Origin of the sequence: Acinetobacter sp. ANC 3903 (assembly GCF_002135315.1) — a bacterium.
Classification (GTDB): Bacteria; Pseudomonadota; Gammaproteobacteria; order Pseudomonadales; family Moraxellaceae; genus Acinetobacter.
In genome coordinates this window covers 43,104-67,686 of record NZ_NEGA01000019.1, presented here as the reverse complement: position 1 = coordinate 67,686, position 24,583 = coordinate 43,104, and the positions used below count along the sequence as shown (strand labels likewise).

Below are 24,583 nucleotides of genomic sequence, written 5' to 3'. Positions count from 1 at the left end.
CGTGTAGGTTAAACTGCAATTCATAGATAACTATAAATGATAGGGGATTCCAATGCTGATACGTGTGGTTTTTAATCAGAAAGGTGGGGTAGGCAAGTCCAGTATTGCGGTGAATTTGGCGGCAATTAGTGCACATCAAGGTTTGAAAACCTTGCTAATTGATCTCGATCCACAAGCTAATTCCAGTCAATATCTATTGGGAGATGATGCAACCTATACGGTAGATAAACCGGCGCTGGAACCCAATATTGAAAACTATTTTGAAGAAGTGCTGGGCACGACCCAAAGCAAGGGGCTTTTAGGCAATGCCATTGGTTCTATTTTAAAGAGCCGTGATAAAGGTCTGGAGCGCTATGTGCACCAATCCCCTTTTAAAAATCTGGATGTGATTCCTGCAAGCCCCACTTTGGGTGCACTGGCATATGCCTTAGAGTCAAAACACAAGATTTATAAATTACGTGATGCCTTGCAACAACTGGAAGGGCAGTATGACCGGGTTTATATCGATACTCCGCCTGCGTTTAACTTCTTCACGCTATCGGCGCTGATTGCAGCCAGTCGCGTGCTGATTCCTTTTGATTGTGACGTATTTTCCAAACGCGCTTTGCAGACCCTGATCGAAAATGTCATTGAAACTCAAGATGATCATAATGACCGACTGGAAATTGAAGGGATTGTAGTGAATCAGTTTCAGGCACAGGCGAAATTACCGCGTGAAGTGGTGCAACAGCTGAAAGATGAAAGCTTGCCGGTGTTAGACAGCATGTTGCCGCCTTCCATTTTGATGAAAGAATCACATCTGAAAAATCAGCCTTTAATCCATTTGGCAACCGATCATAAATTGACGCAAGCCTATCAATCGTTGTTCAATGAAATTGAGCATATATAAGTATTGAGATTTCTCATGAAAACGATTTATCTAAGCCTCCTTCTGGGAAGTACGGTCTTATTGGGTGCCTGTGCAACGACGGTGAAACCGAGCTATGTTTCTCCGACCCAGTATCAAGCACTCAATTGCCAGCAATTGCAGAGTGAATATAACCGTATTCAGCAATATATCGACAATGGTGTGCAAGCACCAAAACGTACTGGCGTCGGTGTAGGTGTCGGTGTGGGCGGCGGTTGGGGCAGTCATGGCGGTTGGGGAATTGGCCCAAGTGTTTCGGTAAATATGGGACAATCTTCAAATACCAAAAATACTGAACTGGCACGTTTGTTAGGTGAACAAGAAGCGCTAGTGCAGGCAGCACAATTCAAAAATTGTCCTATTATTGTTCGCAAGAAAGCTCAATAATTAATCGATTAATCACTCTATTCTTGTTCTTTAATCAAGGCTGGGGTGATTAAATCTTAGCAAAATGTTTCAAAATAAATTATATAAATATTAAATTCTTAATTATTTTTATCGCATTTTTTAAACGCATCAGTTGATGCTTTTTTATCGAAAAATACTTGTCACTTTTTATCGGTTTCATATAAGGTGTGCCCCAGTTTAAGGGTGATATCAGGCAGTTATGATCGAGAGTTGGCTTTTTGTATTGGCAGTGATTGCGGTGCTGATGATTCCGGGTCCGACCAATGCATTACTTGCAAGCTCGGCGCATCAACAAGGGATTGCCAAAACCAGCCTGTTTATTCCGGCAAAATTGCTTGGCTATTTTTATGCCATTAATTTGTGGGCATTACTCATTCATTTGTGTGGTCCAGTCTGGCCGAACTTTATTCATATCCTGCATTTTTGTAGCGCCATTTATGTGGTGTGGCTGGCCTTTCATTTATGGAAAGCTTCAGATTTAGAAAAGCATAATCAACGTCATCATTCGATCCGACCTCGGCAACTGTTCTTTTCAACTTTTAAAAATCCCAAAGCCTTGTTGTTTGCTGCGGGTGTGCTACCGCTTGAAACCTGGAACAATCCGACTAATTTTGTGTTGGTATTTGCGGCGTTCAGTTTGGTGCTGTTGCCTACGGCAGTGTTCTGGATGTCTTTTGGGCGTGCAATTTTGGCAGGTCAGTCCAGTCAAATAAAAGCCGATCTGTTATATAAAGGATCGGCCATGTTACTCATTATGTGTATGTTGCCTGTAGTGGTTCGATTTTTTTAATTTTTATTTCACATACCACACAGGAGTTTAAGCGGTCTTTTTCAGCTTTTGGCGAATAAAACCAATAATACCCGGCAAGACACTAATAATAATGATGCCAAAAATCAGATGGGTAAAATTGTCTTTGACAATTGGCATATTGCCAAATAAATAACCCAGAGTCACAAAGGAACCGACCCAGCAAATGGCACCAATCAAGTTAAAACTCAGGAAATATTTATAATTCATATGGCCTGCACCGGCAACAAATGGGGCAAAGGTACGGGCAAAAGGAACAAAACGGGCAAAAATAATGGTTTTACCCCCGTGTTTTTCAAAGAATTTTTGCGTATAGGTTAAATGTTTTTTATTAATGAATCGTGATTCAATTTCAAATACACGCGGCCCAATAAATTTACCAATATGATAATTCAGGGTATCGCCCAATACTGCTGCTGCAAATAGCAAGATGACCAGTACATAAGGATTCATTGCCCCTGTAGACGCCGCCAATGCCCCTGCAGCGAACAGCAGGCTATCACCCGGCAGGAATGGCATCACCACCAAACCGGTTTCCACAAAAATAATCAAGAAGAGAATGGCATAAATCCACACACCGTAATTGGTGATAAATTCAAGCAGATGGGCATCAACATGTAAGATAAAATCAAGCAGTTCCATGAAAGGTACAGACAGCAAAAGTGTGCTGAAATCCTAGCAGTCCGGGACATGAAAGTCAGTACCAAAAAGGAAATTAATTGCGCTTTCATCCGGCCATCTTTTTGCAATGATTTATCTTACAAATTACTTTTGAAGCGGATAAAAAATAAGCTTAGGATGAAGAGGCCATTAAAACAAAAATGAATAGGTGACCTCATGTTTAATCCGAATATTTTTATAAAAAATTTGCTGCAAGGCCTGCAGACCGATGCCTTGGTGAGTCTGGTGGCACGTGTGCTGCTGGCTTATATTTTCCTGGCTTCTGGCTGGATGAAAATCAATGCTTACAGTGCAACGGCCGGGTATATGGAATCTAAAGATGTTCCGGGCAGCCTACTGCCTTTGAGTATCCTGGTCGTTGCTGGCGGTGGTCTGGCCCTGTTCTTTGGTTTTCAGACCCGCCTGGCCGCCTTGGGCTTAGCCATTTTTACTTTTATTTGCGGCTTTATTTTCCACGGCACTGGAACTCCTGATGATGCCATTCACCTGATGAAAAATATTGCCATGACCGGTGGACTATTGGTTCTGATGCTGCACGGTGCAGGTAAATTCAGTGTGGATGACATGCTTGAGAGACCATCGCCAGCATTGAGAAAAATAGAAGGTTGACTTTAGCTTGTACAGGCCTTTTTGTAATTACACAAAACCTATGCACAGTACATAAAAGCTGCGTACAAATTGCCCGAATTTTGCTTCAATAAAGCTTGATGGAGCCACCCTAGTGGAGTCAATCATGAAGCAAATGTTATTGGTAATTTTCATGGCCGGTTTAATATTTTCTACAGCATCATGGGCAGGTAAAAGTGATCAGGTCATCATGACTGAAGCTGCTCAAAACATGGTAACGGTTGCAGAAGCAAAGCAACTCCCAGATGAAACTGCGGTCATGCTCTCCGGCGTCATTGTCAGAAAAACCCATAAGGATCATTTTGAACTAAAAGATAGCTCGGGCAAAATTGGTATAGAAGTGGATTCTGACTTATGGAGACCAATGGGCTTGAAAGCAGGTGATAAAGTGAAGGTGATGGGTGAAGTAGATACCCATACGGGTCAAGCGACGGATATCGATGTGGTTCAAATTGGAAAAATGGACAATCAATCTGATAAATGGACTTGGTATAATCAGCAGTGATGAAGAAGATGATTTGTTAAAACCGATAGGCTTGAACCTGGTTGATAAAGTGAAAGTAATTGCTGAAGTCGATACTGATCTGAATGAACCAACAGATATAGATGCGGTTAAAATTGAAAAATAAAAAAGCACTCGAACAGGGTGCTTTTTTATGGTCGAAATATAATGCAATCAATTGAATGCAAGCCTTGTGCGAATAGTGTGCTTAATGCAACGAAAAATGATAGAATGCAGCGCTTATTTCGTTTGCCTTACATAGTTGTTTGTCATGACTACCAATACTCAAATCACTGAAGACCGCATCCTGATCTTGGATTTCGGTTCTCAATACAGTCAGCTTATTGCACGTCGTGTACGTGAAGCTGGTGTATATTCTGAAATGTATGCCTATGACATGTCTGAAGAAGACATTCGCGCATTTAATCCAAACGGTATCATCTTGTCTGGTGGTCCGGAAAGTGTTCATGAAGAAGGTAGTCCACGCGCACCTGAAGTTGTATTTAACTTGGGTGTACCTGTATTGGGTATTTGCTATGGCTTACAAACCATGTCTGAACAGCTTGGCGGTAAAGTAGAGCCAGGTACAGTACATGAATTTGGTTATGCTGCGGTTGACATTTTAGTTCGTGACCAACTTCTTGGTGATTTAAACGATGGTGAAAACAAACTCAATGTTTGGATGAGCCATGGCGATAAAGTCAGTGCAATTCCAGAAGGTTTTTCGGTTACTGCCAGCACACCAAGCTGTCCATTTGCAGCGGTAAGCGATGAAAAACGCCGTTTCTATGGCGTGCAGTTCCATCCGGAAGTGACCCATACTGCCAAAGGTGCCGAGTTATTGTCTAACTTCGTACACAGCATCTGTGGTTGCCGTAATCTTTGGAACTCTGAAAATATTATCGACCTTCGTGTTGAACAATTACGTGAGCAGATTGGCGATCAAAAAGTATTGCTTGGTCTTTCAGGCGGCGTAGACTCATCTGTGGTTGCTGCATTGCTTCATAAAGCGATTGGCGATCAATTGACTTGCGTATTCGTAGACAACGGTTTGCTTCGTTTAAACGAAGGCGAGCAAGTGATGGACATGTTTGCGAAAAACATGGGTATCCGTGTGATTCGTGCCGATGCTGAAGAACGTTTCTTGACTGCACTTGCAGGTGAAGTTGATCCTGAGAAAAAACGTAAAATCATTGGCCGTGAATTCATTGAAGTATTTGCTGAAGAAGCACGTAAGCTTGATGGCGTAAATTTCCTTGCACAAGGCACAATTTACCCTGACGTGATTGAATCTGCGGCAACTAAAAATGGTAAAGCGCACGTGATTAAATCACACCACAACGTGGGTGGTTTACCAGAAGATTTAGCCTTTGAACTGGTTGAGCCAATTCGTGACTTGTTTAAAGATGAAGTACGCCGTTTAGGTACAACTTTAGGTTTACCGCACGAGATGCTTTATCGTCATCCGTTCCCAGGTCCAGGTTTGGGCGTGCGTATTTTGGGTGAAGTGAAAAAAGAATATGCAGACATTCTTCGTCTGGCTGATGACATCTTCATGCAAGAGCTTCGCGCTAGCGGTTGGTATGACAAAACTGCTCAGGCATTCGCTGTATTCCAACCGGTTAAATCTGTTGGTGTAGTGGGTGATGGCCGTCGTTATGCATGGGTGATTGCACTTCGTGCCGTTGAAACGGTTGACTTTATGACGGCACGTTTCGCGCATCTTCCATATGAATTGGTAGATAAGATTTCGACTCGTATCATGAACGAAATTAAAGATGTTTCACGTGTAGTATATGACGTGTCATCTAAGCCACCAGCGACGATTGAATGGGAGTAATTTAGGGGTTTCAAGAAGCGAAGCTTCTTGCCTAAATTACGCCAAGCGCTGTGAGGGATTTCTAAAAGCGTTAGCTTTTAGCCGATTTTACGCCATGAGCAAAATTCAAAGCATTGCTTTGAATTTTGTGCAAGATGCGCGCGGCAGTTTAGTGAAAACTAAACCTCTCAATAAAAAAGGACACTTCGGTTTCCTTTTTTATTTTTATAAATTAATTTTTTGAAGTATAGAAATAAATATTTTGAACTATTGAGTTTGGTTTGGGTGTGCAAGTCGAGCGCAGTTTTCATATTTATCAAATTGACCAAGATCGATTCGATGAAGAAAACTTTTAGTGACGTGTGTTAATTATTCATGTGTATAAATCGCTACCTGATTACGTCCATTTTTCTTGGCTTCATAGAGTGCAATATCGGCATTTTTAATTAGCAGGTTTAAATCGTTTTGATTCGGTTGTAGTTGGGATACCCCAATCGACACACTGAAATTAAAGAAGCACTTATCTTTAACACAAATTTGATGGCTTTCAATTTTTCGGCATAAGCGGTTGGCAATGCTAATCGCATCTTCCAGTGTGGTGTTGGGCAGCAAAGCAATAAATTCTTCGCCCCCAAAGCGGGCCAATACATCGGCATGACGCATTTCGCGACGGGTAATATCTGCCAGTACCCGCAGCACTTCATCACCCACATCATGTCCATAGGTATCGTTAATATTCTTAAAAAAGTCGATATCAAACATCAATAGACAGGTCAAATTATATTTGGACCATTGCTGTATGCTGTGTTCAGCCAGTTGCATAAATTGTCGGCGGTTATACAGCTGGGTCAGTTCATCGGTATGTGCCAGTTTGCTTAAGGCGTAATAGTTCCAATCATTAAGTAAAACCCGCAAAAAATTGCGTTTCGAATTTAAGGTGTTATTCCAGCTGATATACATGCTGAGCAATAAAACCGGCGCGTAAATGAGTGAAAATAAAACCAGTTCCTGGACGCTGACTAACCTGAATACGCCATTAAAAATCACCGCACTAATCAGCAGGGAACTAAAAATGGAATTACGAAAAGATACCTGTATGCATAAATTTCCCAATAAAATAAAAATGATGCTGGCGTAGAGATACGTATTCACAACGGGACTCTGCGATAAATACAGCAGTTCAAGCCATATTGTTGCAGCAGCTGCAACAGAAGCCGGTAACAGACTATCCAGAATTTTAATATTCTTGCAGTAGCGGAAAGTCAGCCAGTTGACCGATAGTGCCAAGATGACAAGACTGAGCCGTGCAATACCGGACAGCATGCCAATGTCCGGTAATAAAACCCAATCGACAAAGAAATAGCTTAAAAAAGTCAGTTGACCAATAAAATTGACACATTTTAAAAACTGTCGTTGGTGCTTATTTTGATAGTCCAGATAGTATTGTTGAAATTGCTCTGGAATACGGGTTGTCGGATGTTCTAGTTGTTGTTCTATCTGTTTTTGATTGGCGAGCGTACACAGCCGCTTGGGTAAAATGGCAGTTCCGATATTTGAATATTTATCTTCATTGTTCCCAATATGATTATATTCTTGATTTTTAGAGTAATGAAAATTTTCCTGCTGTCCTTGGGACATGATTATCCTCTTCTATAGCAGATTGGTCAGGGGGAAATAGTATGCTGAGGAGAAAAATCTGTATACAGAATATCCAGCAAGTGGCAGCCATAATTGTGACAAAAAATTATTTTTCTATAAAATTCATATGAATAGGCTATAAATAGTTAATAATTTACAGCGCTTAAACCTTGTTTTTCGAAGAAAATTTCAAAAATAACATTGTCCTATACATGGTATTCAGCGTATTAACTTAACTATAGGCTGAATGACGAAGAATCTATATGATTTATGACAATAGATGAGAACTTACAACAACAGTCGCGTTCATGAAATTCAGGATAGGAATATGACCAATAGCAACTATACAGAGCTTTCTAATTCGGACGATTGTGAAAAATATATCAATCAGTTTATTCAGGAATTTCCTTTACGTAGTGCGGAAATTGGGCAGGGCACCGTAATTAAACGTGCATTGCCAAGCCGGCATAAACGTTTAATTGGTGCTTGGTGCTTTCTGGATCATGCAGGTCCGGCGGTTTTTCCTCAAGGCGATGGTCTGGATGTGGGGCCGCATCCACATATTGGTTTGCAGACTTTTACCTGGATGATTGAAGGCACCATGATGCATACCGACAGCTTGGGCACAAAACAGCTGATTCGTCCCAAACAGGTCAATTTAATGACCGCAGGGTATGGGATTTCACATACTGAGGTGGCACCAGAAAGTGAAACCCATATGCATGCTGCCCAGCTCTGGATTGCCTTGCCGGATGACAAGATCAATATGGCGCCACGTTTTGATCATTATCCTGAACTGCCGGTGGTGGAAAAAGATCAGGTTGAATTTACTGTATTGGTAGGTGAGTTTTTACAAACCCGGTCCCCGGTCGAGGTTCATACCGAATTGCTGGGTGTGGATTTAACCGCGCAGGAATCCACCACCACCCGAATTCAATTGAATCCAAAATTTGAATATGGCTTTATGGCGCTGGAGGGTGCTGCTGAAGTCAATGGTCATGAACTGACTGAAGACAACATGGTGGTGCTGGAGCCAGGTATGACTGAAATCGAAATCCGGTTGCACAAAGGCAGTCGTGTACTGTTGTTGGGCGGTGAACCTTTTGAGTCACCCATATTACTGTGGTGGAACTTTGTCGGGCGGACTCAGGAAGAGCTTTGCCAAGCTCGTGACCACTGGATTACTCAGCATGAACGTTTTGGTACGATTCCTGACTATCCGGGACCTCGCCTAGAAGCACCCGCATTTCCCGATAAAATGCGTGCCTCAAAATAACAATAAAATTTAGGATGTTTGAATATGGCAATTATTGCAAATGCAGAAGTACAGAGCCTGGCTGAACCCTGGTCAGGTGAAATGAAAAGCGGAAAACACCAGTTTATGACGGATAAACCGGAATCCTTTGGCGGGCAGGATTTAGGGTCTGCACCTTATGACCTGATTTGTTCCGGCCTGATTTCTTGCACCATGATTACCTTGCGCATGTATGCCAGTCATAAAGGCATAGAATTAGGTCAATTTTCTGTGGAAGCCGATTTTAATGCCAATAAAGAAGGCAAAGAATGGATTGAGCGCCGTTTGTCTTTTGCCCAGCCATTATCGGATGAACTGAAACAAAAAGTTTTAGAGATCAGCAGTAAAACACCAGTCACCAAGACATTGTTACGCAGTCTGGAAATTAATACGGTTCTGCTTTAAATCCAACCCGATACCGATGACATTTTGTCCAAAGCAAAATGTCATTTTTTAAGACCATCAGTTATGATCAAAATATAAAAATAGAGGTCAAAAAATAATGATTACATTGCACCACCTAGATCAGTCACGCTCTTTTCGAATTTTATGGGCTTTAGAAGAACTGGCTCAAGATTACGAGGTTAAGTTTTATAAGCGGTTACCCAGCTTTGCCGCACCGCCTGAATTAAAGCTGGTTCATCCTTTGGCTAAAGCACCGATCTTGACCGATGAGGATCAGACCATTGTTGAATCGGCGGTGATTTTGCAGCATCTGCAAGAAAGCTATGATACGGCGCAGAAATTTAAACCGAAGGCCAAAAAGGATCAGCAACAGTACCGCTACTGGATGCACTATGCCGAGGGTTCCTTAATGCCGTTATTGCTGATGCAACTGGTGATGAGCAATGTGCCCAAACATGTTCCTTGGCTGATTAAGCCGGTGGCACACAAAATTACTTCGGGCGTGAAGGCGGGATTTATTCACCCGCGTTTAAAAGATCATATTGCTTACTTGGAAGATTATTTATCCAAGCATGAATATTTTGCCGGATCATTTTCTTTTGCTGATATTCAGATGTGGTTTCCGCTCAATGCCATTCAATCCAGAACCTCGGGTTCATATCCGCATATCGCCCAGTATCTGAAACGTCTTGAGGAGCGGCCTGCCTTTCAGCGAGCCAGATTCAAGGAACAAGGCCTGACTTAATACAGTCAGCTGCCTTGCTTTAAAGCTGGATTAAAACAGAAATGTCTAGTTTGGTTTGTAAAGGCGTTCTTTAGGGAAGATGACTTTGAAGGTTGAGCCTTGATTTTCTTTCGATTCAATTTCCAGGTGTGCGCCGTGTTGCATCAGCACATGTTTCACAATGGCCAGACCTAAACCGGTTCCTCCAGTTTGACGGCTACGCGCGCTATCAACGCGATAAAAACGCTCGGTTAAACGCGGCAGATGTTTGGGGTCAATCCCGATGCCGGTATCTTTAACGGTAAAGATGCCATGTTCGCCATCATCATGCCAACCCATGGTAATGGTTCCACCTTTGGGAGTGTATTTAATGGCATTGGTAATCAGGTTGCTAAAAGCACTGGCCAGCTCAGTCTCGGAACCGATCAGGTCACAATGAGTGTCAATATCGAGGTTGAGTGCATGGTGATAGTCGACATTATAGGCTTGTGCATCATCGAACAGCTGGTTCATCAAGCTTGGCATTTCAATAATCTGATTTTTAGCGATTTTTTTATCATTTTCTAAGCGCGACAATAACAATAAGTCATTGACCAAGGCATTCATGCGTTTGGTTTGTGCCTGCATCTGGTCGAAGGCACGTTTCCAGCGCGGATTTAAATCTTCCTGATCGGTAAAAGTTTCAATATAACCGCTGAGTACCGTAAGCGGTGTACGTAACTCATGGGAAATATTGTCGACAAAATCTGTGCGCATCTGTTCCAGATTATGCATGCGGGTGACATCGTAGGCCACCAATAAGCGGCTTTCTCCACCGAATCGGGTCATTTTGACTTGCACATAATGGTCTTCAAAGGCAGAAGATTTCATTTTCAGGCCATCAGGCGCTTGATCTATATGATTGAAATATTCAATAAAACTGGGCTGGCGCAGAATGGTTAAAATATTGCGACCACGATCGAGCGGTTGAATACCCAGGAGTTTTTCTGCGGCCGGATTCCACCATTCAATCTGGTGCAGATCATCAATCAGTACCACCGCTTCAGCCAGCGCCACCAGTGAAGATTGCGCCCGATCAATCAGGCCGACCATTTCTGCCTGAACAATACGCTCCTGACGCTGCGAACGATAGACATTAAACAGCAAGGCTCCCCAGATGCCATTTAAACTGGGCGGCACATCATAAGGACGGTTGGAAATCCATTCATTGACCAGATACAGCGAGCGTAATTGCAAGGCAAAAAACGCCGCAAAGGCGATTAAAATAAAAATCCAGAAGTACCCAATTCCTACACCGATTAAACCTGAGATCAGCAATAAAAAGACCAGCAGACGTAAATCTTGCTTGGCAAAGGTCCATAAACTGCTGTAACGGAACTGTTTATGTTCTCGCACAAGTTCGGGGACGGGGTAGGGTTCATACATAAAAAGTGATTTACCTGAAAATAACTAGCCTAAAGCCACATCTGCACGGGTAGAAAAACGGTAACCTGTACCACGAACGGTTTGTACATAACGATCGGCACCATATGGTTCCAGCACTTTACGCAAACGGCGGATATGTACATCAATGGTACGGTCTTCAATATATACGTTACCACCCCAAACCTGATCCAGCAATTGCGCCCGGGTATAAGCCCGTTCCGGATGGGTCATGAAGAAGGCTAGCAAACGGTATTCGGTTGGCCCCATCTCTAAAATATTTTGACCATGACTGACACGCTGACTGACCGGATCCAGTATCAGACCATTGGCATCAATGGTTTTTTCGCCGCTTAGGGCATTGGCACGACGTAACACGGCCTTAATGCGGGAAACCAGTTCACGGGTGGAAAAAGGTTTGGTCATGTAGTCATCGGCACCGGCATCCAGACCTTGCACTTTATGGTCTTCTTCAGCACGGGCGGTGAGCATGATTACTGGAATTTCAGATAAGGTTTCATCACGTTTTAAACGGCGACACAGATCTACACCGCTGACACCACCCGGTAACATCCAGTCGAGTAAAACAAGCGCAGGACGTTGATCTACAATCATCTGGTGGGCTTGTTTTGCATCTTCGGCTTGTAAACACTGAAAGCCTGCCATATCTAAAGAAGTATGAATCATCTCTCGAATGGGAAGTTCGTCATCGACGATTAATATATAGTCATTCACAACGCAATATCCTATTTGATGTTAACGGTGAACCGTTTTTTATTTATGACAGGCTTATTACAAAGATTAATTATGACAGTATCATTGCAGAAAAGGCAGTTCGGCCTATTTTCGCAAAAAATTGTGACAATTTTAATGTCATAAAATGAAGAATTTAAAATAAATCAGTTATATAAATATATTAAATTCAAGGTGTTGAATATTTTTTAACAGCTTTGTAAAAGCAGCTGCTTTTTGCTCATATTTTTTCTTTTTCCGAAAAAGTCTCCAGCAGCGATAAGAAAACGATACTGCAAGAAGACAGTACATCCTCTATCGAGAGCTTGAAACCACTGACCACCCAGCGAATAGCGATTTGCGTGACATAGCCATTTAAACCAGTCGAAATCATTGAAATTTCACGTTCAGAGCGGTTAATGTTCGGCATCATCAGCATGACAAAAGCATGAATCATACGGTCAAACCGCAACATGGTTTCATGGATGGTGGCCTGGTTATGCAGTTCTTGCACCAGCATGGCATCAATATAAATAATCCGCGCCATAGGTGGGTTGTCTTTTAAAGTGGTGAGCAGGGCAGTGAGACCCGCTTCGATCATTTTTTTAGGATCAGTCGAGGCCTGCATAATGGCCTGCATGACATTGTGCTGCAACTGATCAATTAACTTTAAAAAAATGGTTTGAAAAAGTTCTTCACTTTTCTTAAAGGATTCATAGAAATAGCGTTCGGTTAACTTGGCTTCATTACAAATATCTTTCACAGTAACTGCAAAAAAACCATGCGTACCATAGGCTTCAATCCCGGCTTCAATCAATTTTTCACGACGTGCCTGTTTACGTTCGCTTAAGGACATGCCTTTAAATTGACGTTCTTTGGTTTTTGCCGTTTTTTTTTGATTTTCTTCGAAACTTTTGTGCTGTTCAGTCATAAATGTGGTGTGCCAAATGAAATCGAGATTTTGCTCTATATTAACAATAATTTATCTCTATACCTATGCGTAAAACAAAGCCGCGGCTTTTGCTGTATGGATGGATAACTTACATATTATATTGACAATGGTTATTGTCAAAATTATATTGGATGGATGAACTGCACATCATCCCGACAGAAAAACAATCGAGATGTTTAGGCTGATGAGGCAGAAAACTGAATAAGGATAGGTCATGAAAAATTTTAAAAATAAAGTCGCAGCAATTACCGGTGCGGGGTCAGGTATTGGACAGCAATTGGCCGTACTTTTGGCCAAGCAAGGCTGTCATTTGTCCTTAAGTGATGTCAATGAACAGGGTTTGGCAAAAACGGTTGAACTGGTCAAAGACAGTCATGTCCGTGTGACGATAAAAAAAGTCAATGTGGCCAAACTGGAAGAAGTCCGTGATTGGGCTGCGGAAACTGTGAAAGATCATGGTTCAGTCAACATGATTTTTAACAATGCCGGTGTGGCATTGGGTTCAACCGTGGAAGGCGCTTCGTATGAAGAGCTGGAATGGATTGTGAATATTAATTTCTGGGGCGTGGTGTATGGCACCAAAGAGTTCTTGCCTTTAATCAAGCAATCGGGTGAAGGGCATATCATCAATATTTCCAGCCTGTTTGGCCTAACTGCTCAACCGACCCAGTCCGCTTATAACGCGACTAAATTTGCGGTGCGTGGCTTTACGGAAGCCTTGCGTCAGGAACTGGATATGGAAAACTGTGGCGTGAGTGCACTCTGTGTGCATCCGGGCGGAATTCGTACCAATATTGCCAATGCAGCGAAAATGAATGACAGTATTCGCGCCTTGGGCATGCATCCTGAAAAATCAGCTAAATCTTTTAATAAATTATTACGTTGTCCGCCTGAAGAAGCAGCACGTCAAATTATTGAGGCAGTTCAAAAAGATAAGCGCCGTTTGCTGATTGGTAACGATGCCAAGGCAATAGATTTGATGCAGCGTATTTTGCCGACCGGCTATCAGCGCGTTATGGCATTGGCGACAAAATTAGGCAATAAAAGCAAGAAATCCGCTTAAAAGCCTACCCCTTAAAACCCGCATCATGCGGGTTTTTTTATGTCTGATGATAGGGGAAATGAAGTTTCAAATATGCTTTGAACCTATTGATAGAAGCTGTAGAGCTGAGTTTAAAAGGGCTCTTATATCTAAAAATAAGAAATAAAAAGACAAAAACCAGCTGAATTTAAATAAGCAAGTGTTGAATTATCAACACACATATCGCGTTAAAACCAACATGTTTGGTTGGGATAATGGTAATAAATTTATTTAAAACAATGATTTAAATAGTTGGCACGCTTGTTGTAATAACAGGGAGGTGTAATGATAAGAAATTAGGTAAACCTCATGACAATTTTAAAAGATTTAAAGGCCAAGAATTTGCGTGCAACACAGGTAAAAGCACAGCTGGATTATCCAGTGATTGATACCGTTTTTATACCAGCAACAATCCTGAATTCTTGAAAGGTACCCAAGTTGAACAAAAGCTGAAAAAGAATCAGGCCGCTTAAAACCAACCACTCAGGAAATTGAAACAACCTCATGTCTTTGGCATGGGGTAGGGGAAATTTTGTTTTTTAATCATAGATGAAGTGAATGTAACAATGAGAAAGACGAGTTTAACTGTTGCGATTGGATTTATTCTGACGATGACATCGAGTTTTAGTTTTGCCCAGGATGCCACTCTCAACAAGCAATTGGAGGGACTCAAAAAGCAGATTGAAGTTTTACAACAGCGTTTAAATGCCGTTGAAACGCAAAGCGCACCAAGCACAAAAAAAGCAGTTGCTCCGGCAGCTGTAAATACAGATAACAGCGAAGTGCTGACGGTTCAAGACAGTGAAACTGGCGAAGAAGTCGTAACGGCTGAAGCGACCCCTGCAACATCCGACGATATTGAAGGTTTAAGAGCCGATATTGAAAACTATAAATATGACCAGTCGCGTCAGTATGAACGCCAAACCGTGAAGTCGACACGTGATACGACTTTATTCGGTACGGTGCAACTGCGTGCCAATGTGCAAGACAATAACACTGCACCCAATACCCCAAAATCGAGCTTCGATGTGGGTACGGCATTGCTGGGGGTACGCGGTAATTTATTTAAAGATTATAACGAAGGCAAAAACCTCGATTATCAAGCCTCTTTTGGCTATTCAAAACGTAATGATGGTACGAACAACAGTAACTTTAACCTGCTGGATGCCTACCTACGCTATCACGTATTTTCAACCAATGGCGGTGCAGAAGTTCCCCGGTTGAACCTGACTTTGGGTCAACAACTCTTGCCATTTGGTCTGGATGTGCAATCTCCGGAAGATTTACGCCCCACCATCAGCACTGCAACTGCGCCTACCTATTTGGGACTGTTTACCCGTCAAAACGGTTTCATTGTGCGTGGCGATGCCAAGCCATTTGTGGACTATGGCGCGAACTATCGTGCGCCCTTATTTGAATATGCGCTTGGGGTGACCAATGGTAATGGCAGCAACAAAACCGATGACAATAACGGCAAAGATTATATCGGTCGTGTGGCGTTTACCTTGCCTGTGGATTATGCCAGCTGGCTTCGTGAGTTGAAAGTTGGTGCTTCCTATATCAAAGGTGAATCCAAAATTTCTGGATCGGGAATTACCGACAACAAGGCAAAACGTGATCGTCTGGGTTTTGATGTGTATTACAACCATGCACCGTTTGGCGTGACTTATGAATATCTGCAAGGCAAGACCGATTACATTGATAGTACTGTACCTGCCGTAAAAGAAGCCAAAGCTGAAGGCCATACCGTCACTGCATTCTATACCTTGGGTGACCAGTTCTATAACAGTATTAAATCCAATGCCAAGTTTGATGACTTCTGGCCGAAATCGATCCAGGGTTACTACCGTTACGACACCTATAACCCCAATAAAAATCAGAAAGATTTTCTCGATACAGCCAGTGGTCGTATTGGCGAATATGACATTCACTCACTGGGCCTCAACTTGTTCTTTGCGCAAACCACCAAATTCCAGTTGCAGCTGAACCACTATAGCTACGACATAGAAACAGCAACCCAAAAAGACACCAATGAATTGCAGGCGCAATTCCAATATACCTTTTAATTTTGATTGTTAAGGAACAGATTTAATGAAACTTTTTTCTAAAAAAATTGCGGCCACATTTTTAGCGCTCTCTGCATTTGGCTTAAGTTTACACATCCATGCAGCCAATCCAAAAGAAATCCGCATTTCTATGTCGGGTGCTGGTGAAGGCGGTAAGCCAAAAACAGGCGGGAGCTTTGTGGCTTCAGCACATTTACGCGGTGTATTAGAGCAAGAATTTAAAAAAGATGGCATTGCGGTGAAGTGGTTATTCTTCCCGGGTGCAGGCCCTGCAACCAATGAAGCTTTAGCCAACGGTAAAGTCGATTTTGCTTTACATGGTGACTTACCTTCATTGGTGGGGCGTTCTACTGGACTTAAAACCAAAGTACTGTTCTCCACGGGGCATTTTGGACCAGTATATGTAGCTGTACCAGCCAGTTCTAATGCGAAGTCTTTTGCTGACCTCAAGGGTAAAAAATTCTCAATCTTTAAGGGTACAAACCAGCAAATCGTTTTTAACCGTGTCCTGGCTAAATATGGCTTTACCGAACGTGATCTACGGGTGATTTCACAAGATAGTTATTCCGCACGTACCGCACTTGCAACCGGGGATATTGATGCCGCGATTACTTCACCCTTTAGTCTGGTTTCACGTGGAGTCGCAAAAACTTTACTTGAAATTAAGGATCCAAAAGTGGCGCCATTGGCACATTTCTGGGTAACCGAAAGCTTTGAAAAGCAATATCCAGAAGTAACTCAGCGCGTGGTCACCACGTTAATTAAACAAGCAAAATGGAGTTCTGAAGAAGCCAACCGTGTCACCCAATACAAGCTATGGGCGCAAAGCGGGATTCCATTGGTGGATTATCAAAAAACCTGGGATGGCTGGAATTTAAAAGATCGTAACAGCCCATTATTAGATGAATTCCATCGCTCACAAGTCGACAGTGCTTTAAAAATTGCCAAAGACTCACGTTTGATTCGTCGTGATGTGGATACCAAAACCTGGTATGAGCCAAAGTATCTGAACAATGCATTAAAAGAACTGAATTTACAGAATTACTGGCATGCATTTAATGCCAATGGTCAGCCAAAATAATTCAGGAACGTGGTTATGAATCCCATTGAAACCAATGTTGTGACCACACCACTAACCGTAAAATTCATGAGTAGCTTTGTGCTACTCACGATTATTGCCGGTTTGGGCGTAGGTGTGGCACGGGTACTGATTTCACTTTATGCGGTGCACCTGAACGCATCTGAACTGCAACTTGGTTTGATCTCGGCAGCACAAAACATTGGCATTTTATTTATGGCCTTGCCGATTGGTGTCCTGGTACAGCGCTTAGGTTCATTAAAGGTATTCAGCATCGGCAGTGTGATGGGCGCCGTGCTGTATTTCCTTACCCCCTTACAAGCCAATGCCTGGTATGTGATGATTTTAACCGCACTGGTGAGCTGCTTTTTGCCGATGCGCTTTGTCTCCATCAATACCGTGTTTTTGAGCAATCTGAAGCGATTAGGCCCTGCCAAAGCCGGCTGGTTCCGTGGCTCACACATGATGGGATTCTTCCTGATTGCTCCTGCTTTAAGTGTATTGCTGATCGAGCATTTTGGTTATAGCGGCAGTTTTTACTGCGTGGCATTGCTGTTTCTGGGTACATTATTTTTTGCCCCGTTTTGCTTTCAAAAAGTTCATCAACACACCGAAAGTACGCCGAGTTTTCAATGGCGAGATGTGGTTGCACCACTGGCCTTGCTGAAAACCCATGCGCCATTACGGGTAATTTGCGCCTTGGAATTTTTAAGTAGCGTCGCGAATAACTATTTTGGCTTTTTTATTGTGGTGATTGCGATCCAGAGTTTCTCTTTAGCGGAATCTATGGCGGTGATGCTGCTCACCACACAAGGCATCGTTTTTGTCGGTTCACTTTTTACTATGGGTGGCCTGGCGGAACTGGTGGGATACCAGAAATTTTACTTGATCGGATTGGGCTTGATCAGTAGTGCCTTACTGACTTTGGCAATTACATCAGTCACGCTGTGGATGTGGCCCGCATCGCTGATGTTGGGACTCGGTCTAGGCATGCTGCATATCGCAAATTTCATGTCCTTTGCCAAAGTGGGCGAACAAACTGCGATGGCAAAAATCTCTCCAATTCTAGCCTTGGTTGGCCCAACAGGTGGCTTGTTGGGTGGTTTTCTCGGTGCAGTATTTGGTGCCAGCGTGGGTCTGCAAAACCTGTTTTTCCCGATTGGTCTGGCTTTTATCGGACTAATTTTATTGATCTCTCGTGATCAGGCATTTATTTCTTTTTTAAAGCCTGATGATCCACAACAACTCGCAGAAGGACAAGAATCATGAGCCTTACGAATGTAACCGCACATTCGGTACAGTGGCAAAGTTACCGTAGTGCATTTGAATTTTTTAAGAAATACCTGAAAGTAACCTTGCAATTGGCTTGTGGTCTGCTGCTACCGGTGTTGTTGTTGGCGGTGTGGCATGTGGCAACCGTGCAGCAGTGGTTGCCAGAGCAAATTTTGCCAGCGCCACAATTGGTGTGGAGTACCAGCGTTGAACTTTGGCAGTCTGGCGATTTGCAATTTCACTTTGCCACCAGCGCCAAACGTATTTTTTGGAGTGTGGCTTTAGGGGTGAGCATAGGCTTAAGTTTAGGGATCTGGTTTGCGTTATCACAGCGCGCGCAGCGTTTTGTCTTGCCAACGATTCAGCTCCTGACCCAGTTTCCGATTATTGGCTGGATTCCACTGCTGATGATTTTCTTGGGTATTGATGAAGCCTTGAAGATTGTTGCGATCTCATTAGCCGTGGTTTCACCGGTGCTGATTGCAACCTTTAAAGGCATTCAGCAAGTACCAAACCGTTTAATTGAGGTGGCACAGGTCTACCAGTTTTCCAAACTTCAGACTTTTTCCAAGGTGATTCTGCCTGCTGGCCTCCCTGCGATTATTAGCGGTTTGCGTCAGGGTGTGATGCAAGCCTGGTTGGCCTTGGTGTTTGTAGAATTATTGGCAAGCAGTGAAGGCATTGGCTTCCTGATGGTATGGGGACGTCAATTGATGCAGATGGATATTATTTTCATGGGCATCATTTTAATCGGCATCACGGGTTTTGTTCTGGACAGTGGTTTGGCTGCCTTTGAACGCCTTGCTCGTTTTTATGCAACACGGGTAGGGGGTTAATCATGTCAGAACTCAGTCTTGAAAAATCAGCCATCCGTGTAAATTCAGCTGTGGAAAAAAGCATTAAAGTGCTGCAAGCCTTGATTTTCCCTCTCGCCTTTATTGCACTCTGGGCCGTGGCATCAGCTTTACAGTGGCTGGATGCCAAACTGATTCCATCACCCTTGACGGTATTCAACGGGGCAATCCAGAGCTTTAGCCAAGCCGAGTTTTGGCAGGGTTTTGTGGTGAGCTTAAGCCGTAATTTTGTCGGCTATGCCATTGGCGCAACGCTCGGTGTAGCCTTTGGTGTGGCTTTAGGGACTACACGCTGGATCAACTGGTTATTTGCACCCGGTTTTAACGTGTTGCGTCAGGTCTCGCTGTTTGCCTGGTTACCGTTAATCTCGACCTTTTTAGGCTACGGTAACGGCGCAAAAGTCCTGTTTATCAGCCTTTCAGTATTCTATCCCGTTGCCCTGCATAGCCTTGAAGGCGTGAGCAGCATCAGTGCGAAATACAGTGAAGTCGCAAAAGTCTATCAGTTTCCAAAACTGTATACCTACCGCAAGCTGATTTTACCGGCCGCCAGTCCACAGATTTTTGTCGGTCTGCAACTGGGCTTGATTTTCGCTTGGCTGGCAACCGTGGGTTCCGAATTTTTACTGGCAAATTATGGCGTTGGACTGGGTAATCTGGTCATTCGTGGTCGTGAGCAGTTTAATGTGTCCTTGATTATTTTAGGCATGCTGAGCATTGGTTTTGTCGGGGTGATTTTAAATAGCATCCTTGTCCGTATAGAACGAAAAGTCCTGCGCTGGCAGCAGCGCAGTTAGGAGAAATAATAATGAAAATACTCCCAAAAATTTGGCAAAAAGCGGTCTTGGCAGCCGTGATCGGTGCAAGTGTCGTTGCAGGCTGTAGCACACAACAGCTGGAAAAAAATCCTGCCGCTGCAGTGACGAATCTGCGTTACCAAAGTTATCCCGGTCTGGTGTCCTTGCCTGAACTGGCACAAGACTTGGGTTATTTCGGCAAAATTAAACTGGATTACGTCGGCACGGTACAGGGTGGTCCACAAGACCTGCTCACGCTGGTTGCAGGCGATGTCGACTTTGCCTCGGCCTTTAATGGGGCGGTGGTGAAAGTGATTGCTGCAGGTCTGGATGTTGTACCGGTTGTTGCATCTTATGGTAGCGATGCGGAAATGAACGTGGGTTTCTATGTACTGGAAAATAGCCCGATTCGTAACGCACGCGATTTTATTGGCAAAAAAATCGCGGTAAATGCTTTTGGTGCACATTATGAATTTATCGTGAAAGATTATTTACTGCGTCATGGTTTAACCGAAAAAGAAATCCGTGAGGTGGAGCTGATTGTCTTGCCGCCAATCAGTGCCGAGCAAGCCTTACGCAATGGGCAAATTGATATTGCCGTGTTCTCGGGCATTTTGGAAAAACGCGCATTAAAGAGCGGTGGTGTACGTCCGGTGTTTAAAGATATTGAGTTATACGGACCATTTACTGCCGGCAGTTATTCAATGCGCCGTGACTTTATTGAGCAAAACCCGGAGCTGGCCAAAACCTTTGTCAATGGTGTGGCACGTGCACAAGAGTGGTTACACCACACCCCGAAAGAACAAATCGTGGCGCGTATGGAAAGCATTATTGATAAACGTCAGCGCAACGAAACCAAAGTCCTGATCCCGTTTTATACCGGAACCGGTGTACATGCAGTGGGTGGGGTACAAAAAGACCAAGACTTCGAGCCTTGGGTCAAGGCTTTGGTACAAGAGCAGAAATTAAAACCGCATCAGCTCAATGTCAGCACGTTGTACAGCAATGAATTTAATCCTTATACACCACAAAAAAATTAAGATTAAAAAAGGAATATAACCATGACCAGTGCTTTAAATTTAGATCATGTGCGTAAGGTTTTTCCCGCACAAAATCATGCCAATAGCAAAAATTATAAACCAGAATTCGTGGCGGTTGAAGATGTCACTTTAGATATTCAGCAAGGTGAATTTGTTTCCATCGTGGGTCCTAGTGGTTGCGGTAAATCGACTTTACTGGACCTGATAGCCGGCCTGACCAAACCCTCTTCAGGGCAGATTTTACTCAGTGGCAAACAGATTACCCAACCCGGTCTGGATCGTGGCATTGTGTTTCAGCAATATGCCTTATATCCTTGGCTGACCGCTTTAGAAAATATTGAATTTGGTCTGGAAGCCAAAGGTGTAGACAAGAAAACCCGTCGTGAAAAAGCTTTGTATTATCTGCAATTGGTGGGACTTTCTGGCTTTCAAAAGCATTATCCGAATGAACTTTCAGGCGGCATGAAACAGCGTGTCGCGATTGCACGCAGCCTCGCCTATGAACCTGAAATTCTACTCATGGATGAACCCTTTGCTGCACTGGATGCACAAACCCGTGAAACCTTGCAAGAAGAGCTGATCAAAATCTGGCAAAGCTCGAAAAAGACCATTGTTTTCATTACCCACAGTATTGATGAAGCGATTTTCCTTAGCCAACGCGTGGCCATTATGACCTCTAGACCGGGACGGATTAAGGAAGTCATCGAAATTCCACCCAGCCTAAAAAGTAATGCCGAAGATATTCGCTCAACTGCAGAATACGGCCAATTACGTCATCAAATCTGGTCGCTTTTAAGCGAAGAAGTGATTAAGGCACAAGCACTCGAAAAAGATAAACAGCTTGCTCACGCATAAATAAAATTGAGGATTATTCATCATGTCATCGACTCAACAGGCGATTCCGCATAGCGAAGCCTTTAGCCCGTCAAAACCACGCCTGGAATTAAGCTGGCTGAACACCATTTTTAAACGCAGTATCGCCATCATATTATTTTTATTGCTTTGGGAAACCTTACCTCGAACAGGTGTGGTCAGTCCGGCATTTTTACCGCCATTATCCACTGTGTTGGAAACGGCCTGGCAGCTATATCAAAGCGGTCAATTGGGTACGCATTTCTTTGCCAGTATTCGCCGTTCAATTGTCGGTTTTGTACTGGCACTGGCGATTGCCATTCCACTGGGTTTGGTGATCGGCTGGTATAAACTGGTTGCAGAAACCTTAAATCCACTCCTGGAACTGTTCCGTAATACTACCGCCTTAGCCTTAATGCCGTTATTCATCCTGTTCCTGGGTATTGGTGAAGCATCCAAAATCAGCTTGTTGGTTTATGCCTGCACCTGGCCGATTCTTTTAAATACCATTACCGGTGTACAAACGGTTGATCCACTGTTAATAAAATCAGCACGTACCATGGGCTTAAAACCCTATCAACTGTTCCGTAAAGTGATTTTACCCGCTTCTGTACCGACTATTTTTGTCGGCATCCGTTTGGCCGGAGCGATCTCGATCCTGGCTTTGGTGGCAGTAGAAATGTTTGGTGCCAAAGCAGGACTGGGTTATCTGATTATGTATTCACAGTTTAGTTTTGAAATTCCGCAAATGTTCGTGGGAATTTTAGTGATTACCTTAGTCGGATTATCGTTTAATTATATTTTAATTGGCCTGGAAAAATACTTTACGGCCTGGAAGCGTAATCCAATCGAATAATAAGAAATAAAAACCATTAAAATAGACTTCTTTCATAATTATTTACACCCTCTTTATTTTTCTCCCATAGGGAGAAATAAAAGGAATTTATAAAAGAAGCCTAATAAAAAACCTCGATAGATAAATCGAGGTTTTTTATTATATGGTTAAAATTTAAATAGTAAAATAAAAGCATAATAAAATAAATGAGTGGATATTTATAATAAACCATATTTAATTAACCGGGTGCGAATGACATTACGGGTCACGCCTAATAATTTTGCGGTATGCACCTGATTGTACTGGCAGTATTGATAGGCACTGCGAATGAATTTTTCTTCAATCAGCTCATTGATATTGGTCTGATTAAACTGTTCTGAAGACTGAAAAATACTCTGAAATGTCTGTTCCAAAAGTTGTCCTGCATCCTGAAGATCCTTAATCGTTCCATTCACCGAAGTAGTTGAAGCAAAAGTGAAAGGTTCAGCTTTCTGGGCAATCGATTGAATACTGGAAAAAGTAATATCTTCCGGTTCAATCACGCCATTTTTACTGACTAAAACGGCATGATGAATAGTGTTTTCCAGTTCGCGGATATTGCCGGGCCAAGGGTGCAAAGTCAGCTTTTTGAGCGCCAGTTGACTGAGGCGCAATGGGGTCGCATGCGGGTCGGTCTGGTAGACCTGAATAAAGTGTTTTGCCAGCGGCAGAATGTCATCGCGACGTTCTGAAAGCTTTGGAATTTTGAGTAAAGCCACATGCAGGCGATAGAATAAATCTTCCCGGAAACGACCGTCCTGCACGGCTTTTTCCAGATCGACATTGGTCGCGGCAATAATGCGAACATTGATCGGAATCGGCTTGAGTGAACCGACACGCACGATCTCGCGTTCCTGTAAAATCCGCAGTAATTTGACCTGCATCGACAGCGATAAATCGCCAATTTCATCTAAAAATAAAGTGCCATTATGGGCTGCTTCAAACCAGCCCACACGGGTATGGATTGCACCGGTAAAAGCACCTTTTTCATGTCCAAAAAGTTCACTTTCGACTAATGATTCGGTGAAAGCGCCACAGTTCACCGCCACAAACGGGCCTTTGGCACGATGGCTGAGCTGATGAATTTGCCGGGCGACCAGTTCCTTGCCTGTGCCAGTGTCACCAATAATCAACGCATTGGCTTCACTTGGCGCAATCTGTTCAATACGGGCAAGCAGCGCCTGTGATAAAGGATCTTCAAATACCGTCGCCGTTGCACGCTTATGCTTCAGGGCAGAGGGTACATTGGGGTGGGTTAAAATAGACATGAGATTCTTATACTTGTTGAAAATGTTAATCATCATGAAATATTTAAAATGGAATGATAAATAATATATCGGTATTTGATTATCGCTTTCAGATATAAATTAAAGCTGGGATTATTTATCTTTTTAAAAGATAAAAAAAATAGGGATAACTAAAGGATAAATCAAGATAAAGTAAATCAATAATCTGTTTTATATTAGAGATCTCTAAATAACAAAAGGTATAATTAAAATGGCAATTACTTCAGTAAATGTACGTAACCAGTTTAAAGGCATTATTCAAGAAGTATTAGAAGGTGACGTTGTTTCAGAAATAAATGTGGAAACCAAAGCCGGTCTGTTCACTTCAATTATCAGTACCCGTTCAGTCAAAGACCTGGATCTTAAAGTCGGTTCTGAAGTGGTGGTGTTGATCAAATCGACGGAAGTGTCCCTGGCGAAGCTTTAATTCGCCAGTGCCTCAAGCTTTACAGGAGAATTGAGAG

The 24,583-nt window shown here is 43.0% G+C and carries 25 protein-coding genes and 1 pseudogene; 20 read left to right on the top strand and 6 right to left on the bottom strand.

The features are described 5' to 3' along the window. Positions 1 to 52 precede the first annotated feature (52 nt). The 3 genes from B9T29_RS14020 to B9T29_RS14010 all read left to right on the top strand — a co-directional run bounded on the left by B9T29_RS14020 (position 53) and on the right by B9T29_RS14010 (position 2,105). Complete coding sequence (locus B9T29_RS14020) at positions 53 to 889, top strand: ParA family protein (protein WP_086176516.1); 837 nt, start codon at positions 53 to 55, stop codon at positions 887 to 889. Between the two features lie 15 nt (positions 890 to 904). Beyond that, on the top strand, positions 905 to 1,294 hold the full coding sequence (locus tag B9T29_RS14015; protein WP_086176515.1) for a hypothetical protein: 390 nt from the start codon (positions 905 to 907) through the stop codon (positions 1,292 to 1,294). A 220-nt stretch (positions 1,295 to 1,514) separates the two neighbouring features. Continuing rightward, entirely contained in the window at positions 1,515 to 2,105 is a 591-nt protein-coding gene (locus B9T29_RS14010; protein ID WP_086176514.1) for a LysE family translocator, read from the top strand. Between the two features lie 27 nt (positions 2,106 to 2,132). Here the strand turns inward: B9T29_RS14010 and B9T29_RS14005 are convergent, their stop codons facing one another. Continuing rightward, positions 2,133 to 2,765: a DedA family protein gene (locus B9T29_RS14005; protein WP_086176513.1), complete on the bottom strand. Its 633-nt coding sequence runs from the start codon at positions 2,763 to 2,765 to the stop codon at positions 2,133 to 2,135. Between the two features lie 195 nt (positions 2,766 to 2,960). Here B9T29_RS14005 and B9T29_RS14000 point away from each other — a divergent pair, with 195 nt between their 5' ends. The 4 genes and pseudogenes from B9T29_RS14000 to B9T29_RS16630 all read left to right on the top strand — a co-directional run. Next, on the top strand, positions 2,961 to 3,413 hold the full coding sequence (locus B9T29_RS14000; protein ID WP_086176512.1) for a DoxX family protein: 453 nt from the start codon (positions 2,961 to 2,963) through the stop codon (positions 3,411 to 3,413). 124 nt (positions 3,414 to 3,537) lie between these two features. Continuing rightward, positions 3,538 to 3,936 carry a NirD/YgiW/YdeI family stress tolerance protein gene (locus B9T29_RS13995; RefSeq protein ID WP_086176511.1) on the top strand — a complete coding sequence of 133 codons (399 nt, stop codon included), beginning with the start codon at positions 3,538 to 3,540 and terminating at the stop codon, positions 3,934 to 3,936. A 268-nt stretch (positions 3,937 to 4,204) separates the two neighbouring features. Then, positions 4,205 to 5,773 carry a glutamine-hydrolyzing GMP synthase gene (gene guaA / locus B9T29_RS13990; protein ID WP_086176510.1) on the top strand — a complete coding sequence of 523 codons (1,569 nt, stop codon included), beginning with the start codon at positions 4,205 to 4,207 and terminating at the stop codon, positions 5,771 to 5,773. Between the two features lie 248 nt (positions 5,774 to 6,021). Continuing rightward, positions 6,022 to 6,108 (top strand): annotated as a pseudogene (locus tag B9T29_RS16630) (restriction endonuclease); the annotation flags it as partial. 13 nt (positions 6,109 to 6,121) lie between these two features. On the opposite strand, the gene B9T29_RS13980 reads toward B9T29_RS16630, so the two are convergent. After that, on the bottom strand, positions 6,122 to 7,390 hold the full coding sequence (locus B9T29_RS13980) for a GGDEF domain-containing protein (protein ID WP_086176509.1): 1,269 nt from the start codon (positions 7,388 to 7,390) through the stop codon (positions 6,122 to 6,124). A gap of 328 nt (positions 7,391 to 7,718) precedes the next feature. Between B9T29_RS13980 and B9T29_RS13975 the strand changes: the two genes are divergently transcribed. From B9T29_RS13975 to B9T29_RS13965, 3 genes are all read left to right on the top strand, one after another. Then, positions 7,719 to 8,666 carry a pirin family protein gene (locus tag B9T29_RS13975; RefSeq protein WP_086176508.1) on the top strand — a complete coding sequence of 316 codons (948 nt, stop codon included), beginning with the start codon at positions 7,719 to 7,721 and terminating at the stop codon, positions 8,664 to 8,666. Between the two features lie 24 nt (positions 8,667 to 8,690). Then, a complete protein-coding gene (locus B9T29_RS13970; RefSeq protein ID WP_086176507.1) occupies positions 8,691 to 9,089 on the top strand; it encodes an OsmC family protein in 399 nt (132 codons plus the stop codon). A 97-nt stretch (positions 9,090 to 9,186) separates the two neighbouring features. Then, the gene (locus B9T29_RS13965; protein WP_086176506.1) at positions 9,187 to 9,834 is read left to right on the top strand and encodes a glutathione S-transferase; all 648 of its coding nucleotides are present in this window, start codon (positions 9,187 to 9,189) and stop codon (positions 9,832 to 9,834) included. A 45-nt stretch (positions 9,835 to 9,879) separates the two neighbouring features. On the opposite strand, the gene phoR is transcribed toward B9T29_RS13965, so the two are convergent. From phoR to B9T29_RS13950, 3 genes are all read right to left on the bottom strand, one after another. Continuing rightward, positions 9,880 to 11,238, bottom strand: coding sequence for a phosphate regulon sensor histidine kinase PhoR (gene phoR / locus B9T29_RS13960; RefSeq protein WP_086176505.1), 1,359 nt, complete (start codon positions 11,236 to 11,238; stop codon positions 9,880 to 9,882). A gap of 24 nt (positions 11,239 to 11,262) precedes the next feature. After that, positions 11,263 to 11,970, bottom strand: a complete 708-nt coding sequence (gene phoB, locus B9T29_RS13955) for a phosphate regulon transcriptional regulator PhoB (RefSeq protein ID WP_228146618.1) — start codon at positions 11,968 to 11,970, stop codon at positions 11,263 to 11,265. A 238-nt stretch (positions 11,971 to 12,208) separates the two neighbouring features. Continuing rightward, on the bottom strand, positions 12,209 to 12,898 hold the full coding sequence (locus tag B9T29_RS13950; RefSeq protein ID WP_086176504.1) for a TetR/AcrR family transcriptional regulator: 690 nt from the start codon (positions 12,896 to 12,898) through the stop codon (positions 12,209 to 12,211). Positions 12,899 to 13,133: 235 nt separating this feature from the next. Here B9T29_RS13950 and B9T29_RS13945 point away from each other — a divergent pair, with 235 nt between their 5' ends. The 9 genes from B9T29_RS13945 (at position 13,134) to B9T29_RS13905 (ending at position 22,815) form a co-directional block, all read left to right on the top strand. Next, a complete protein-coding gene (locus B9T29_RS13945; RefSeq protein ID WP_086176503.1) occupies positions 13,134 to 13,982 on the top strand; it encodes an SDR family NAD(P)-dependent oxidoreductase in 849 nt (282 codons plus the stop codon). A gap of 584 nt (positions 13,983 to 14,566) precedes the next feature. Then, entirely contained in the window at positions 14,567 to 16,066 is a 1,500-nt protein-coding gene (locus B9T29_RS13940; RefSeq protein ID WP_086176502.1) for a carbohydrate porin, read from the top strand. A gap of 25 nt (positions 16,067 to 16,091) precedes the next feature. Beyond that, a complete protein-coding gene (locus B9T29_RS13935) occupies positions 16,092 to 17,147 on the top strand; it encodes an ABC transporter substrate-binding protein (RefSeq protein ID WP_086176501.1) in 1,056 nt (351 codons plus the stop codon). 15 nt (positions 17,148 to 17,162) lie between these two features. Continuing rightward, entirely contained in the window at positions 17,163 to 18,413 is a 1,251-nt protein-coding gene (locus tag B9T29_RS13930) for an MFS transporter (RefSeq protein WP_086176500.1), read from the top strand. After that, complete coding sequence (locus tag B9T29_RS13925) at positions 18,407 to 19,252, top strand: ABC transporter permease (RefSeq protein WP_416202494.1); 846 nt, start codon at positions 18,407 to 18,409, stop codon at positions 19,250 to 19,252. Before B9T29_RS13930 ends, B9T29_RS13925 begins: the two co-directional genes overlap by 7 nt. Before the next feature lie 2 nt (positions 19,253 to 19,254). Then, the gene (locus B9T29_RS13920; RefSeq protein WP_086176498.1) at positions 19,255 to 20,067 is read left to right on the top strand and encodes an ABC transporter permease; all 813 of its coding nucleotides are present in this window, start codon (positions 19,255 to 19,257) and stop codon (positions 20,065 to 20,067) included. Between the two features lie 11 nt (positions 20,068 to 20,078). Continuing rightward, entirely contained in the window at positions 20,079 to 21,107 is a 1,029-nt protein-coding gene (locus B9T29_RS13915) for an ABC transporter substrate-binding protein (RefSeq protein ID WP_086176497.1), read from the top strand. Positions 21,108 to 21,128: 21 nt separating this feature from the next. Further along, positions 21,129 to 21,962, top strand: a complete 834-nt coding sequence (locus B9T29_RS13910) for an ABC transporter ATP-binding protein (RefSeq protein ID WP_086176496.1) — start codon at positions 21,129 to 21,131, stop codon at positions 21,960 to 21,962. 22 nt (positions 21,963 to 21,984) lie between these two features. Beyond that, entirely contained in the window at positions 21,985 to 22,815 is an 831-nt protein-coding gene (locus tag B9T29_RS13905; RefSeq protein ID WP_086176495.1) for an ABC transporter permease, read from the top strand. A gap of 197 nt (positions 22,816 to 23,012) precedes the next feature. Here B9T29_RS13905 and B9T29_RS13900 read toward each other — a convergent pair whose 3' ends face one another. Continuing rightward, positions 23,013 to 24,101, bottom strand: coding sequence for a sigma-54 interaction domain-containing protein (locus tag B9T29_RS13900; RefSeq protein WP_086176494.1), 1,089 nt, complete (start codon positions 24,099 to 24,101; stop codon positions 23,013 to 23,015). Between the two features lie 229 nt (positions 24,102 to 24,330). Here B9T29_RS13900 and B9T29_RS13895 point away from each other — a divergent pair, with 229 nt between their 5' ends. After that, the gene (locus tag B9T29_RS13895; RefSeq protein ID WP_086176493.1) at positions 24,331 to 24,546 is read left to right on the top strand and encodes a TOBE domain-containing protein; all 216 of its coding nucleotides are present in this window, start codon (positions 24,331 to 24,333) and stop codon (positions 24,544 to 24,546) included. Positions 24,547 to 24,583 lie beyond the last annotated feature (37 nt).

Excerpts from the sequence above, each read along its gene's own strand:
- B9T29_RS14015 (WP_086176515.1), top strand. The coding sequence starts at position 905 with ATGAAAACGATTTATCTAAGCCTCCTTCTGGGAAGTACGGTCTTATTG.
- phoR (WP_086176505.1), bottom strand. The coding sequence starts at position 11,238 with ATGTATGAACCCTACCCCGTCCCCGAACTTGTGCGAGAACATAAACAG.
- B9T29_RS13945 (WP_086176503.1), top strand. The coding sequence starts at position 13,134 with ATGAAAAATTTTAAAAATAAAGTCGCAGCAATTACCGGTGCGGGGTCA.
- B9T29_RS13940 (WP_086176502.1), top strand. The coding sequence starts at position 14,567 with ATGAGAAAGACGAGTTTAACTGTTGCGATTGGATTTATTCTGACGATG.
- guaA (WP_086176510.1), top strand. The coding sequence starts at position 4,205 with ATGACTACCAATACTCAAATCACTGAAGACCGCATCCTGATCTTGGAT.
- B9T29_RS13915 (WP_086176497.1), top strand. The coding sequence starts at position 20,079 with ATGAAAATACTCCCAAAAATTTGGCAAAAAGCGGTCTTGGCAGCCGTG.
- B9T29_RS14000 (WP_086176512.1), top strand. The coding sequence starts at position 2,961 with ATGTTTAATCCGAATATTTTTATAAAAAATTTGCTGCAAGGCCTGCAG.
- B9T29_RS13975 (WP_086176508.1), top strand. The coding sequence starts at position 7,719 with ATGACCAATAGCAACTATACAGAGCTTTCTAATTCGGACGATTGTGAA.
- B9T29_RS13970 (WP_086176507.1), top strand. The coding sequence starts at position 8,691 with ATGGCAATTATTGCAAATGCAGAAGTACAGAGCCTGGCTGAACCCTGG.
- B9T29_RS13950 (WP_086176504.1), bottom strand. The coding sequence starts at position 12,898 with ATGACTGAACAGCACAAAAGTTTCGAAGAAAATCAAAAAAAAACGGCA.
- B9T29_RS13995 (WP_086176511.1), top strand. The coding sequence starts at position 3,538 with ATGAAGCAAATGTTATTGGTAATTTTCATGGCCGGTTTAATATTTTCT.
- B9T29_RS13910 (WP_086176496.1), top strand. The coding sequence starts at position 21,129 with ATGACCAGTGCTTTAAATTTAGATCATGTGCGTAAGGTTTTTCCCGCA.
- B9T29_RS13905 (WP_086176495.1), top strand. The coding sequence starts at position 21,985 with ATGTCATCGACTCAACAGGCGATTCCGCATAGCGAAGCCTTTAGCCCG.
- B9T29_RS14005 (WP_086176513.1), bottom strand. The coding sequence starts at position 2,765 with ATGGAACTGCTTGATTTTATCTTACATGTTGATGCCCATCTGCTTGAA.
- B9T29_RS13900 (WP_086176494.1), bottom strand. The coding sequence starts at position 24,101 with ATGTCTATTTTAACCCACCCCAATGTACCCTCTGCCCTGAAGCATAAG.
- B9T29_RS13980 (WP_086176509.1), bottom strand. The coding sequence starts at position 7,390 with ATGTCCCAAGGACAGCAGGAAAATTTTCATTACTCTAAAAATCAAGAA.
- B9T29_RS13895 (WP_086176493.1), top strand. The coding sequence starts at position 24,331 with ATGGCAATTACTTCAGTAAATGTACGTAACCAGTTTAAAGGCATTATT.
- B9T29_RS13930 (WP_086176500.1), top strand. The coding sequence starts at position 17,163 with ATGAATCCCATTGAAACCAATGTTGTGACCACACCACTAACCGTAAAA.
- B9T29_RS13965 (WP_086176506.1), top strand. The coding sequence starts at position 9,187 with ATGATTACATTGCACCACCTAGATCAGTCACGCTCTTTTCGAATTTTA.
- B9T29_RS14010 (WP_086176514.1), top strand. The coding sequence starts at position 1,515 with ATGATCGAGAGTTGGCTTTTTGTATTGGCAGTGATTGCGGTGCTGATG.
- B9T29_RS14020 (WP_086176516.1), top strand. The coding sequence starts at position 53 with ATGCTGATACGTGTGGTTTTTAATCAGAAAGGTGGGGTAGGCAAGTCC.
- B9T29_RS13935 (WP_086176501.1), top strand. The coding sequence starts at position 16,092 with ATGAAACTTTTTTCTAAAAAAATTGCGGCCACATTTTTAGCGCTCTCT.
- B9T29_RS13920 (WP_086176498.1), top strand. The coding sequence starts at position 19,255 with ATGTCAGAACTCAGTCTTGAAAAATCAGCCATCCGTGTAAATTCAGCT.